The following is an 11987-nucleotide window of genomic DNA, read 5'->3' on the forward strand; positions in this document are numbered from 1 at the left end:
GGCCGAGGGCTGAGGGCCGTCCGGCTCAGGGAGCCGTGGTTCCCGCCCCGGCCCGCCTCGCGTCCGCGCCCCAGCTGCACAGCAGCCTCAGGGCCTCCGCCGACGGCGAACCCGGCTCCGCGAAGTACGTGACCAGCGACTGTCCGGTGTCGTCGCCGGCCGGACGGAACGACTCCCACAGCAGCGTCAGCTCACCGACCAGCGGATGCCGGACGTGCTTGACGCCATGGCTCTTCTCCTTGACGTCGTGCGCTGCCCACAGCCTGCGGAACTCCTCGCTCTTGACGGACAGTTCGCCCACCAGCGAGGACAACTGCGGGTCGTCCGGGTGGCGGCCCGCGTCCATGCGGAGATAGGCGACCATGTCGTACGCCTTCTGCTCCCACTCCACGAACAGCTCCCGGTAGTCCGGGTTCAGGAACACCAGCCGCGCCCAGTTCCGCTCCTGCGCCGGGAACCGTCCCCAGTCCCCGAAGACCGCAGCCGCCATCCGGTTCCAGGCGAGGATCTCCGAGCGCCGGCCCACGACGTACGCCGGGACCGCGTCCATCGACTCCAGCAGATGCCGCAGCGCGGGGCGGACCTGCTGGGGCCGGGCCGCCGGCTTCCGCTTCTGCCGCTTCGGCTTCGCCAGATGTGTGAGATGGGACCGCTCGGCGTCGGTGAGGCGCAGGGCACGCGCGATCGAGTCCAGCACCTCCGCCGACACGTTCCGCCCGTTGCCCTGCTCCAGGCGCGTGTAGTACGCCACGGAGACCCCGGCGAGCTGGGCCAGCTCCTCGCGGCGCAGGCCCGGCACCCGGCGGTGCCGTCCGAAGTCCGGCAGGCCCACGTCCTCCGGCTTCAGCCGGGCCCGCCGGGTGCGCAGGAACTCGCTGAGTTCCGCCCGCGGGTCGAGGCCGCCGCTCACGGGGCCGGCCGGGTGGGTGTGCTGCTCGTCCATGTCTCCAGTATTCCCGGTCGTACGCACAGCATCCTGTCCCCGTCAGTGGTACGCACGGCCAACGTAGGCAAAGCCGTGGTCTGGGTGAGTCCGGGCCCTTGTCGCAGGCTGGAGAGCGTGCCCGGCCGGACAGGAGACAGCCGGGCGCACGACCCCACGAGGAGAACTCCGGCATGACCACTGTCGCTGCGTACGCCGCACCCGCCGCCAAGGCTCCGCTGGAGCGGACGACCATCGAGCGGCGCGCGGTCCGCGAGCACGACGTCCTGATCGACATCAAGTTCGCCGGCATCTGCCACTCCGACATCCACCAGGTCCGTGAGGGCTGGGGCGAGGCGATCTTCCCGATGGTCCCCGGCCACGAGATCGCCGGTGTGGTGTCCGAGGTCGGCCCCGGCGTCACGAGGTTCCGGGTCGGCGACCGCGTGGGCGTCGGCTGCATGGTCGACTCCTGCCGAGCGTGCGACAACTGCCGGGCCGGCCAGGAGCAGTACTGCACCGGCGGCAACGTGATGACCTACAACGGCGTCGGCAAGGACGGCGAGCCGACCTACGGCGGCTACTCGGAGAAGATCGTCGTCGACGAGAACTTCGTCCTCGGCATCCCCGAGGGAATCCCGCTGGACGAGGCCGCCCCCCTGCTGTGCGCCGGCATCACCACGTACTCCCCGCTGCGGCACTGGGGCGCCGGTCCCGGCAAGAAGGTCGCGATCGTCGGACTCGGCGGCCTCGGACACCTGGCCGTGAAGATCGCGCACGCGCTCGGCGCCGAGGTGACGGTGCTGTCGCAGTCCCTGCGCAAGAAGGACGACGGGCTGAGGCTGGGCGCCGACCACTACTACGCCACCGCCGACCCGGCCACCTTCGAGGACCTGAAGGGCACCTTCGACCTGATCGTCTCCACGGTCTCCGCCCCGCTCGACCTCGACGCCCACCTGTCGCTGCTGCGGACGGACGGCGCGCTGGTGAACGTGGGCGCCCCGGAGGAACCCGTCTCCCTCAACCTCTTCTCGGTGATCGGCGGACGCAAGACCCTCGCGGGGTCGAGCATCGGCGGTATCCGGGAGACCCAGGAGATGCTGGACTTCTGCGCCGAGCACGGCATCGGCGCGGAGATCGAACTGATCGGCGCGGCCGAGATCAACGAGGCGTACGAACGTGTCCTGAACAGCGACGTCCGCTACCGCTTCGTGATCGACACGGCGACGATCTGACCGGGACTCCGGGGGCGTGCCGGGGCCCTTCGGCCCCGGCCGGAATCCCGTACCGCGGTGCTCAGTGCGGGAGCGTCGCCGGGCTGCCGCCGTTCGCTTCGTAGCCGGCCACCGCCAGGGCGCGGTAGACGGCGAACTCGGCGGCCGGGTCGGGGGAGAGGGTCCAGGGGAGGGCGCCCACGTGGCCGTCGACGTGTATGAGCTGGCTCATGGCCTCCGCCCAGCGCTCGCCGCGGACCAGGAAGAAGACCAGCAGGTGCCGCACGTGCGCCGTCATCGGGTCGCCGGGGCGGGCCGAGTGCACCGCGTGCAGCGCGCCGTGGATCGCCTTGGTGACGGTCTCGCTCCGGTAGAAACCGGCGACCAGGTTCACCTCGGGCAGGTGCTCGAACACCGCGAAGAGCGGCATGGCGGCGAGGAGGGAGCCCCGGGGCGCCCGCGCCGCCGCGGCCTCCGCGAACGACTGCGCCTGCTGCCGCGAGCCGTGCCACTTCTCGCACCAGTAGTGCAGCGCGGCCAGATGCGCCCCCATGTGGGCCGGGGCGCGGTCCAGGATCTTCAGCCAGAGCTGCTCGAAGTCCTGCTGCGAGTAACCGAGTCCGCGGGCCACCGACAGTTCCACGATGTACGGGACGGGGTCACCGGGAGCCAGCAGCGCGGCCTGGCCGCACGCCGCCTTCGCCTCCTCCATGATGATCCGGAACTCGTCCGTCCCGGGCGCCGCCGTACGCCACGCCTGCTGCACCAGGAACTCGGCGTGCACCGCGGCGCCGCCCGCGTCCTTGGGCATCTCGGTCCGCCACACCCGCAGCCACTGCCCGCCCGGCGCCTCGCTCACCCCGCCGGGCCGCTGCCGCAGCTCCAGCGAGGCCGCACCCGCGAACGCCTGGACGCGCTGCCAGCGCCGCTCGCCCTCCGCGTCCGTGCCGGCCAGCAACTGCTGTGCCGCGCGGTAGTCCTGCGTGCGCTGCACCAGGTCCAGGACGTCCAGCAGGTCCTGGTCGGGGCCCGGCATGCGGATGTCCAGCTCCTCCTCGCGGGCGAAGCGGTAGTTCGCCGGGTCCGCCGCGTCCGGGTGGCCGGCGGGGACCTGCATGATCGTCCCGCGCCTGCGCCGCAGATACGGCACCACCACGAAGCCGAGCATGACGAGCGCGATCAGGACCCAGAGAATCTCCATGCCACCAAGCGAACCAGACCACGCCGACAATTGGCCAACCCGGTGCCGGCCCCCTGTGGAAAACTCCCGGCATCCGCCCGCTCCGCCCACGCCGCCCGCTTCGCGTCCGCCATCCGCACCGGGCGCGCACTACCCTCGGTGCTCATGAGCGACAGGCACATCAGTCAGCACTTCGAGACGCTCGCGATCCACGCGGGCAACACCGCCGACCCCCTGACGGGCGCGGTCGTCCCGCCGATCTACCAGGTGTCCACCTACAAACAGGACGGTGTCGGCGGCCTGCGCGGCGGCTACGAGTACAGCCGCAGCGCCAATCCGACCAGGACCGCGCTGGAGGAGAACCTCGCCGCCCTGGAGGGCGGCCGCCGCGGCCTCGCGTTCGCGTCCGGACTGGCGGCCGAGGACTGCCTGTTGCGTACGCTGCTCAGCCCCGGCGACCACGTGGTGATCCCGAACGACGCGTACGGCGGCACGTTCCGCCTCTTCGCCAAGGTCGTCGCCCGCTGGGGCGTGGAGTGGTCGGTGGCCGACACCTCCGACCCGGCCGCCGTCCGGGCCGCGATCACCCCGAAGACCAAGGCCGTCTGGGTGGAGACCCCCTCCAACCCGCTGCTCGGCATCACCGACATCGCCGCCGTGGCCCAGGTCGCCAGGGACGCGGGCGCCCGGCTCGTCGTCGACAACACCTTCGCCACGCCGTACCTCCAGCAGCCGCTCGCGCTCGGCGCGGACGTCGTCGTGCACTCCCTGACCAAGTACATGGGCGGTCACTCCGACGTCGTCGGTGGCGCCCTGGTCACCGGTGACGCGGAGCTGGGCGAGGAGCTCGCCTACCACCAGAACGCGATGGGCGCGGTCGCCGGCCCCTTCGACTCCTGGCTGGTGCTGCGCGGCACCAAGACGCTCTCGGTCCGCATGGACCGGCACAGCGAGAACGCCACGAAGATCGCCGACATGCTCACCCGCCACGCGCGCGTGACGAGCGTCCTGTACCCGGGGCTGCCCGACCACCCGGGCCACGAGGTCGCCGCCAAGCAGATGCGGGCCTTCGGCGGCATGGTCTCCTTCCGCGTGGAGGGCGGCGAGGAGGCGGCCGTCGAGGTCTGCAACCGGGCCGGGGTGTTCACGCTCGGCGAGTCCCTGGGCGGCGTCGAGTCGCTGATCGAGCACCCCGGGCGGATGACGCACGCGTCCGCGGCCGGTTCCGCGCTCGAGGTCCCCGCCGACCTGGTGCGCCTCTCCGTCGGCATCGAGAACGTCGACGACCTGCTCGAAGACCTCCAGCAGGCGCTCGGCCGGTAGACCCCGGTCACCAGCCCGTGAGTGGTGGAGTCGTCTCCGACGGCGGCTCCACCCAGGGGCGGACGGTCAGCGCCCACACCACGAACGCCACGGTCCCCGCCAGCAACAGCAGCCACATCGCCCGGCGGACGAGCACCCTGCGGCGCAGGATGCGGGCCCCGCGGCGCGCCGCGTCCGCGTGGAGCCCGTGCGGCACGTGCGGCGGCGACTGCTCCAGCATCCGCCGTACGGTCGCCTCACGCCTCAGCCGGGTCACGACGGCACCGCCTTGACGCCGCCCGCCGCGGGGGCCGGCCCCGGGGACGGGCGCAGTACGGCGGCCATCGCGCGGTGGAAGACGGTCCGCACGCGCTCCGCGGGCAGGCCGAGCAGGGCCGCCGTCTGTTCCTCGGCGACTCCCTCGTACAGCCGCAGCACCAGGACCAGGCGTTCCTGCGGGGTGAGCCGGGCGAGCGGGCCCTTTGGGCGGGCGCGGGAGGGGAGCAGTCCGCCGCGCCGGCGCCAGGCGCCGTTCGCGAAGCGGATCGCCAGGTACTGACGGGTGTGGGCGTAGGGGTCCCCGCCGTGCAGCCGGTCCCAGCCCGCGTACGTGTGGGCCAGTGCCAGGGTCAGCAGGCGCCGGGCGTGCGGGTTGTCGTCCGGGGCCTCGGCGGTGAGCAGGGTCGCGGTGTGCAGCAGCCGGGTGCCGGCGCCCGCGACGTACGCCTCGAACTCGCGGGCGCGGAGGTCGTCCTGGGACGTGTGCCGTGGTCGCAACCGCGCCTCCCGCCACCCCTGAGAGCCCTCGGTTCTCATATCAGGCCAGAGTGCGCCCCTCGGTCAAGAGACGTGCACGCGCGACGCTCCGGTTTTTTCGCCCCCGCCGTCCCTTCCCGTCCCGGTCCGGGGCTCCGCCCCAGACCCCGCTCCTCAAACGCCGGAGGGGCTGATTCTTGCCGGGGCGGCTGAAATCAGCCCGTCTGGGGGTGCCCCCTCCGGGGGAGTTTGAGGACGAGGCCCGTTCAGGGCCGAAGGGGGGTCTGGGGGCGCAGCCCTCGGAGGGTCAGGAGTCCACCCGGTCAGAGGTGGACATCCGCGCGGACAGCGCGCCGTTGAAGCGCGTCAGGAGCGCGCAGAACGCCTCGCGTTCCCCCGCGTCCCAGTCCTGGGTCAGTTCGGCCATCAACTGGCGGCGGGAGGAGCGCACTTCCTCCAGACGTGACTGCCCGCGCGGGGACAGTTGGAGCACGACCGCGCGTCCGTCCTCGGGGTGCGAGGTCCGTTTGACCAGGCCGGTGTCCACGAGCGGGGCGACCTGCCGGGTGACCGTCGAGGAGTCGATGCCCATGCTCGCGGCGAGCGCCTTGACGCCCATGGGACCTTCCTTGTCGAGGCGGTTGAGCAGCAGGTACGCGGCGCGGTCCATCGAGTTGCGCACCTGGCCGACCCCGCCCAGACGCGTCTGTTCGGCACGGCGTGCGAACAACGCCACCTCGTGCTGCAGCGTGTCGAGAAGACCGGTGTCGCCGACGGCCGTCAGGTCCGTCCTCATGTCCATCGACATATCAGGTGTTGTGGGCATGGCCGGGGGCTCACTTCGTGGAGGGCTGCTAATTGGGGGACAGGGTACGCGGCCGGACGACGGCCCGTACCGGCGCTGAGCAAAGCCGAGTCCGCGGGTTGGTCACACCCGTCGTCGCCACCGGTGAACTGCGATGCTGGAACCATGAGCTACAGCACGGCCGGCGCCCTGCGGACCGTCACTCTCGACGATGTCCGCGGCGCCCGGAAGATGCTCTCGGGAGTGGCACGGACGACCGCGCTGGAGAGCAGCAGGCACCTGTCCCGGCGGGTGGGCGCGCCGGTGCACCTGAAGTGCGAGAACCTGCAGCGGACGGGGTCGTTCAAGCTGCGCGGCGCGTACATCCGGATCGCCGGGCTGCTGCCGGAGGAGCGGGCCGCCGGTGTCGTCGCGGCGAGCGCCGGCAACCACGCGCAGGGTGTCGCGCTGGCGTCGTCACTGCTCGGGGTGCGGTCCACGGTGTTCATGCCGAAGGGCGCTCCGCTGCCGAAGATCAGCGCGACCCGGGAGTACGGCGCCGAGGTGCGCCTGCGGGGCCAGGTGGTCGACGAGACGCTGGCCGCTGCGATGGAGTACGCGCACGAGACGGGCGCCGTGTTCATCCATCCCTTCGACCACCCGGACATCATCGCGGGCCAGGGCACGGTGGGCCTGGAGATCCTGGAGCAGTGCCCCGAGGTGCGCACCATCGTCGTCGGGGTCGGCGGGGGCGGGCTGGCCGCCGGGATCGCGGTGGCGGTGAAGGCACTGCGGCCCGATGTGCGGATCGTCGGCGTGCAGGCGGCGGGCGCGGCGGCGTATCCGCCCTCGCTGGCGGCGGGCCGGCCGGTGTCGGTGCGCGACCCGGCGACGATGGCCGACGGGATCAAGGTGGGGCGGCCCGGTGACGTGCCGTTCGGGATCATCGGTGAGCTGGTGGACGAGGTGTGCACGGTCACCGAGGACGAGCTGTCGGCCGCGCTGCTGCTGTGCCTGGAGCGGGCCAAGCTGGTCGTCGAGCCGGCCGGGGCGAGCCCGGTCGCGGCACTGCTGAGCCGTCCCGGCGCCTTCGAGGGGCCGGTCGTCGCGGTGCTGTCCGGTGGCAACGTGGATCCGGTGCTGATGGAGCGGGTGCTGCGGCACGGCATGGCCGCGCAGGGCCGTTACCTGGCCGTACGGCTGCGCCTGACGGACCGGCCGGGCGCCCTCGCCTCGCTTCTGGGGGCGTTGTCAGTGGCCGACGCCAACGTCCTCGATGTGAGCCACGTACGGACCGACCCACGGCTCGGGCTCACGGAGGCGGAGGTCGAGCTGCACCTGGAGACCAAGGGCCCGGAGCACTGCGCGGAGGTCGAACAGGCCCTGCGCGAAGCGGGTTACACGGTCATGAGCTGACGCCCGACGGGGTGTCACTCCTTCGGGCAATCCCATGGTGAGACGCGATACATCGCGTTATGGTGTGTCTCGTCGCCGGGTGTTCCACCGTGCGTCCCGCCGCCCCGCCCGGCGAAAAACCTCAGCACATCACAGCGCGCGAACCTAGGCTTTCCGAAGAATCACGACGACGTGGAGACTCATATGCCAGGCGCCATCCATGCCGAAGGCTTAGTGAAAACTTTCGGGAACGTAAGGGCGCTGGACGGCGTCGACCTCGATGTTCCCGAGGGCACCGTCCTGGGCCTGCTCGGGCCGAACGGGGCGGGCAAGACCACCACCGTCCGCTGCCTGACCACCCTGCTGCGGCCCGACAGCGGCAAGGCGGTCGTCGCCGGCCTCGACGTGCTGAAGCAGCCCGACGCCGTGCGCCGCTCCATCGGCCTGTCCGGCCAGTTCGCCGCCGTCGACGAGTATCTGACCGGCCGCGAGAACCTGCAGATGGTCGGGCAGCTCTACCAGATGAAGGCGAAGGCGGCGAAGGCCCGCGCGGACGAACTGCTGGAGCAGTTCAACCTCGCGGACGCCGCCGACCGCACCGCCAAGACCTACTCCGGAGGCATGCGTCGCCGGCTCGACCTCGCCGCCGCCCTGGTCGTCTCGCCGCCCGTGATGTTCATGGACGAGCCGACCACCGGCCTCGACCCGCGCAACCGCCAGCAGCTCTGGGAAGTGATCAAACAGCTGGTCTCCGGCGGTACGACGCTGCTGCTCACCACCCAGTACCTGGAGGAGGCCGACCACCTGGCCCACGACATCGCGGTCGTCGACCACGGCAAGGTCATCGCCCAGGGCACCTCCGACCAGCTCAAGGCCCGCACCGGCGGCGAGCGCGTCGAGGTCGTGGTGCACGAGCGCGAGCACATCCCGTCGGCCTCCGCACTCCTCGACAAGTACAGCCTGCGCGGCGCCGGCCAGGGCGACACCACGGTCGAGGACCACATGCGCAAGATCACCACGCCGGTCTCCGGCGGAGCGAAGCTCCTCGCCGAGATCATCCGCGACCTCGACACCGAAGGCATCGAGATCGACGACATCGGTCTGCGCCGCCCCACCCTCGACGACGTCTTCCTCTCCCTCACCGGCCATGTCGCGGAGGCGAAGGACGAGAACGAGAACAGCAAGGAGGCCGCCAAGTGAGCGCAGTCACCGACGCCGTACGGGTCACGGCCCCCGGCAACCCCGTCGGCCAGTCGATCCGGGACTCCCTGGTCGTCGCCCGCAGGAATCTGATCCGCATGGCCCGGATTCCGGAAGTGGTCATTTTCGGGCTCATCCAGCCCATCATGTTCGTGGTGCTGTTCTCGTACGTGTTCGGCGGGTCCATGGACATCGGCGGCAGTACGAGTCCGCAGGTGTACCGCGAGTTCCTGATGGCCGGCATCTTCGCGCAGACCGTCACCTTCGCCACCGCCGGTGCCGGGGCGGGCATCGCCGAGGACATGCACAAGGGGCTCATCGACCGCTTCCGCTCCCTGCCCATGGCGCGCGGCGCGGTACTCACCGGCCGCACCCTCGCCGACCTGGTGCAGACGGCGCTCACCCTGCTCGTGCTCGCCGTCGTCGCCCTCCTGGTCGGCTGGCGCACCCACACCAGCATCGGCGAGGTGCTCGGCGCGTTCGCCCTGCTCCTCCTGGCCGGGTACGCGTTCACCTGGATCGGCGCGCTCATCGGCCTGTCCGTCCGCACCCCGGAGGCGGCCACCTCCGGCGGACTGGTCTGGCTCTTCCCGGTCACCTTCGTGTCGAACGCGTTCGTGGACTCCAGCAACATGACGCCCTGGCTGCGCCACATCGCCGACTGGAACCCGTTCAGCGCCACCGTGCAGGCCTGCCGCGAGCTCTTCGGCAACCCCGGGGTCTCCACCTCGGACGCCTGGCCCATGCAGCACCCGGTGTGGGCGTCGCTGATCTACTCGATTCTGATCATCGCGTTCTTCCGGACGCTCGCCGTGCGCAAGTACCGCTCGGCGGCGGCATGACGAAGCCCCCGGCACCGCACAGGGTGCCGGGGGCCCGTCGGGGACTCGCGGGGCGGATCAGCCGGTGTACGGCTTCGCCTCCAGGATCTTCACCGAGGCCTTCTTGCCGTTCGGCAGCTCGTACTCCGCGTCCTCGCCGACCTTGTGGCCCATGACGCCCGAGCCCAGCGGGGACTGCGGCGAGTAGGTCTCGATGTCGGCGCTCGCGTACTCGCGGGAGGCGAGCAGGAAGGACAGCGTGTCGTCCTCGTCACCGTCGAAGGCGATCGTCACGACCATGCCGGGCGCCACGACACCGTCGGCGGCCGGGGCCTCGCCGACCTTGGCGTTCTCGAGGAGCTGGGTGAGCTGGCGCACACGGAGCTCCTGCTTGCCCTGCTCCTCCTTGGCCGCGTGGTACCCGCCGTTCTCCCGCAGGTCGCCCTCCTCGCGTGCGGCGGCGATCTTCGCGGCGATCTCCGTGCGCGCGGGACCAGTAAGGTACTCAAGCTCGTCCTTGAGCTTGTTGTACGCCTCCTGGGTCAGCCAGGTGACGTTCTCGCTGGTCTGGGTCACAGGTGCTCCTCGTAGGTACTGGGAATACAAAGCATCGCCCTCCCCAGAAGGATGTTCCCCCAGGGATGGGCGAAACCACGAGCCTAACAATTGAGTGCCCGTAAGGGGAGGACATAAGCCACCAGACTCATGTCAGCGCAGGTCAGTGGCCAGGTATTTCCTGTGGTGTCAGTCCGTGTGACAGCCGACGAGCTCGGCCGAGGTGCCCCGGGAGGTGGTGCGGAGCGTGACGACCTCGTCGACGCGCGTGGCGTCCTCGGCGAAGCGGAAGTCGGCGCGGCCCACCTCGGCGCCGTCCTCGGACTGGGAGCGGATCGTGCAGTAGCCGGCGACCCCCGCGTCCTTGTGCACCTCCAGGTGCACCTTCACGGAGTCCTCGGCGGTGTCGAAACCGATCACCTCGGCGCTGATCTCGTTCTGGGCGACGTAGTGGTAGCCGAACCAGCCGATCAGCCCGAGCATCAGCACCGACAGCACGGCGCCGACGACCTTGAGGGTGCGGTCGGCACGCTGGTCCGAGGAGCGGCCGTAACGGCCCTCGGGCAGCCGCGTGCTCGACGTACTCATGATCGTCTCCTCGGCAGGAGGGGACCGGCGTCCCCTGGCAGGCCCCGGAGTGGAAAACCCCGGAATTATTCGTCCCCCGATTCGGTCACTATAGAAGCCTGCGACTGCGCCGCCGCACACAGGGCGGCTGACGACTTGAGGATTGAGTCTTGACTGACCAGCTGCGACTGATGGCCGTGCACGCCCACCCCGACGACGAGTCGAGCAAGGGCGCGGCCACCATGGCGAAGTACGTGTCCGAGGGGGTGGACGTGCTGGTGGTGACCTGCACGGGCGGGGAGCGCGGCTCCATCCTCAACCCGAAACTGCAGGGTGACGCCTACATCGAGGAGCACATCCACGAGGTACGCAAGAAGGAGATGGACGAGGCCCGGGAGATCCTGGGGGTGAAGCAGGAATGGCTCGGGTTCGTCGACTCCGGGCTGCCCGAGGGCGACCCGCTGCCGCCACTGCCGGAGGGTTGCTTCGCCCTGGAGGACGTCGACAAGGCGGCCGGTGAGCTGGTCCGCAAGATCCGCGCGTTCCGCCCCCAGGTGATCACCACGTACGACGAGAACGGCGGCTATCCGCACCCCGACCACATCATGACCCACAAGATCACGATGGTGGCGTTCGAGGGCGCGGTGGACACCGAGAAGTACCCGGAGGGCGAGTACGGCCCGGCGTACCAGCCGCTGAAGGTGTACTACAACCAGGGGTTCAACCGTCCCCGCACCGAGGCGCTGCACCAGGCGATGCTGGACCGCGGCCTGGAGTCGCCGTACGGGGACTGGCTGAAGCGCTGGAGCGAGTTCGAGCGCAAGGAGCGCACGCTCACCACGCACGTGCCGTGCGCCGACTTCTTCGAGATCCGTGACAAGGCGCTGATCGCGCACGCGACGCAGATCGACCCCGACGGGGGCTGGTTCCGGGTGCCGATGGACCTCCAGCGGGAGGTCTGGCCGACGGAGGAGTACGAGCTCGCGAAGTCCCTCGTCGATACGTCCCTCCCCGAGGACGACCTCTTCGCGGGCATCCGGGACAATGCCTGACATGAGCGCAAGCGCAAGCCTGGCAATGACCCACCTGGTCCCCCTCGCCAAGGAACTCGACGAGGACAAGGTCACCCCCGGTGTTCTCGGTTTCATCGTCTTCGCGGTGATGGCTCTGGCGGTGTGGGCCCTGATGAAGTCCATGAACCGCCACATGGGCCGTGTGGACTTCCCGGAGGAGTCCGAGGAGCCCGGGGCCGAGAAGGCGGGGGCGACGGCCGCTGAGAAGCGGGGCTGAA

At 70.7% G+C, this 11987-nt stretch carries 14 protein-coding genes; 7 read left to right on the forward strand and 7 right to left on the reverse strand.

Annotated features, from left to right (window positions below):
* Positions 1 to 25: 25 nt before the first annotated feature.
* A complete protein-coding gene (locus ACFXAE_RS11470) occupies positions 26 to 943 on the reverse strand; it encodes a helix-turn-helix domain-containing protein (RefSeq protein WP_384711602.1) in 918 nt (305 codons plus the stop codon).
* A 173-nt stretch (positions 944 to 1116) separates the two neighbouring features.
* Here ACFXAE_RS11470 and ACFXAE_RS11475 point away from each other — a divergent pair, with 173 nt between their 5' ends.
* On the forward strand, positions 1117 to 2157 hold the full coding sequence (locus ACFXAE_RS11475) for an NAD(P)-dependent alcohol dehydrogenase (protein WP_384711605.1): 1041 nt from the start codon (positions 1117 to 1119) through the stop codon (positions 2155 to 2157).
* A gap of 61 nt (positions 2158 to 2218) precedes the next feature.
* Here ACFXAE_RS11475 and ACFXAE_RS11480 read toward each other — a convergent pair whose 3' ends face one another.
* A complete protein-coding gene (locus ACFXAE_RS11480; protein ID WP_384711608.1) occupies positions 2219 to 3337 on the reverse strand; it encodes a hypothetical protein in 1119 nt (372 codons plus the stop codon).
* Positions 3338 to 3481: 144 nt separating this feature from the next.
* Here ACFXAE_RS11480 and ACFXAE_RS11485 point away from each other — a divergent pair, with 144 nt between their 5' ends.
* A complete protein-coding gene (locus tag ACFXAE_RS11485; RefSeq protein WP_384711611.1) occupies positions 3482 to 4639 on the forward strand; it encodes a cystathionine gamma-synthase in 1158 nt (385 codons plus the stop codon).
* Between the two features lie 7 nt (positions 4640 to 4646).
* Here ACFXAE_RS11485 and ACFXAE_RS11490 read toward each other — a convergent pair whose 3' ends face one another.
* From ACFXAE_RS11490 to ACFXAE_RS11500, 3 genes are all read right to left on the reverse strand, one after another.
* Complete coding sequence (locus tag ACFXAE_RS11490; protein WP_384711614.1) at positions 4647 to 4895, reverse strand: hypothetical protein; 249 nt, start codon at positions 4893 to 4895, stop codon at positions 4647 to 4649.
* Positions 4892 to 5395, reverse strand: coding sequence for a sigma factor-like helix-turn-helix DNA-binding protein (locus ACFXAE_RS11495; protein WP_384711617.1), 504 nt, complete (start codon positions 5393 to 5395; stop codon positions 4892 to 4894). Before ACFXAE_RS11495 ends, ACFXAE_RS11490 begins: the two co-directional genes overlap by 4 nt.
* Before the next feature lie 286 nt (positions 5396 to 5681).
* Complete coding sequence (locus tag ACFXAE_RS11500; protein ID WP_384711620.1) at positions 5682 to 6170, reverse strand: MarR family winged helix-turn-helix transcriptional regulator; 489 nt, start codon at positions 6168 to 6170, stop codon at positions 5682 to 5684.
* A gap of 174 nt (positions 6171 to 6344) precedes the next feature.
* On the opposite strand from ACFXAE_RS11500, the gene ilvA reads away from it, so the two are divergent.
* From ilvA to ACFXAE_RS11515, 3 genes are all read left to right on the forward strand, one after another.
* The gene (ilvA, locus tag ACFXAE_RS11505; protein ID WP_384711623.1) at positions 6345 to 7574 is read left to right on the forward strand and encodes a threonine ammonia-lyase; all 1230 of its coding nucleotides are present in this window, start codon (positions 6345 to 6347) and stop codon (positions 7572 to 7574) included.
* 183 nt (positions 7575 to 7757) lie between these two features.
* On the forward strand, positions 7758 to 8753 hold the full coding sequence (locus ACFXAE_RS11510; RefSeq protein ID WP_384711626.1) for an ATP-binding cassette domain-containing protein: 996 nt from the start codon (positions 7758 to 7760) through the stop codon (positions 8751 to 8753).
* A complete protein-coding gene (locus ACFXAE_RS11515) occupies positions 8750 to 9595 on the forward strand; it encodes an ABC transporter permease (protein ID WP_384711629.1) in 846 nt (281 codons plus the stop codon). Before ACFXAE_RS11510 ends, ACFXAE_RS11515 begins: the two co-directional genes overlap by 4 nt.
* 57 nt (positions 9596 to 9652) lie before the next feature.
* Here the strand turns inward: ACFXAE_RS11515 and greA are convergent, their stop codons facing one another.
* Together greA and ACFXAE_RS11525 are read right to left on the reverse strand one after the other, a co-directional pair.
* Positions 9653 to 10150 carry a transcription elongation factor GreA gene (gene greA / locus ACFXAE_RS11520; RefSeq protein WP_384711632.1) on the reverse strand — a complete coding sequence of 166 codons (498 nt, stop codon included), beginning with the start codon at positions 10148 to 10150 and terminating at the stop codon, positions 9653 to 9655.
* 168 nt (positions 10151 to 10318) lie between these two features.
* On the reverse strand, positions 10319 to 10717 hold the full coding sequence (locus tag ACFXAE_RS11525) for a DUF4307 domain-containing protein (protein WP_384711635.1): 399 nt from the start codon (positions 10715 to 10717) through the stop codon (positions 10319 to 10321).
* 149 nt (positions 10718 to 10866) lie between these two features.
* On the opposite strand from ACFXAE_RS11525, the gene mca reads away from it, so the two are divergent.
* Together mca and ACFXAE_RS11535 are read left to right on the forward strand one after the other, a co-directional pair.
* Entirely contained in the window at positions 10867 to 11748 is an 882-nt protein-coding gene (mca, locus tag ACFXAE_RS11530; protein WP_384711638.1) for a mycothiol conjugate amidase Mca, read from the forward strand.
* Positions 11741 to 11986, forward strand: a complete 246-nt coding sequence (locus ACFXAE_RS11535) for a hypothetical protein (protein WP_384711641.1) — start codon at positions 11741 to 11743, stop codon at positions 11984 to 11986. Before mca ends, ACFXAE_RS11535 begins: the two co-directional genes overlap by 8 nt.
* The last annotated feature ends 1 nt before the right edge of the window (position 11987 follow it).

Source organism: Streptomyces sp. NPDC059454 (genome assembly GCF_042749965.1).
Taxonomy (GTDB): domain Bacteria; phylum Actinomycetota; class Actinomycetes; order Streptomycetales; family Streptomycetaceae; genus Streptomyces.